The sequence below is a fragment of the Aliivibrio finisterrensis genome, assembly GCF_008933155.1.
Lineage (GTDB): Bacteria > Pseudomonadota > Gammaproteobacteria > Enterobacterales > Vibrionaceae > Aliivibrio > Aliivibrio finisterrensis.
The window spans coordinates 1-213 of sequence record NZ_WBVP01000142.1 but is presented as its reverse complement, the minus strand read 5'-3'; the positions used below and the strand labels follow the sequence as shown (position 1 = coordinate 213).

The window sequence follows — 213 nt, the reverse complement described above, 5'->3', positions numbered from 1 at the left end:
GTCATGTGGGGCTATAGCTCAGCTGGGAGAGCGCTTCGCTGGCAGCGAAGAGGTCTGCGGTTCGATCCCGCATAGCTCCACCATCTTTAAGCGTTCTTTGAAGCAAAAGCCGATGAGAGTCTTTAAAAATGGTTTCGAAACCTTTTTTAGGTTGAAAAACAATTGCTCTTTAACAATTTGGAAAGCTGACTGATTTAACTAACTTACGAGTTA

1 tRNA gene is annotated in these 213 nt (G+C 43.7%); it reads left to right on the top strand.

The features are described from left to right. The first annotated feature begins 7 nt into the window (after positions 1-7). Positions 8-83: transfer RNA gene (locus F8B77_RS17435), tRNA-Ala, on the top strand. Positions 84-213 lie beyond the last annotated feature (130 nt).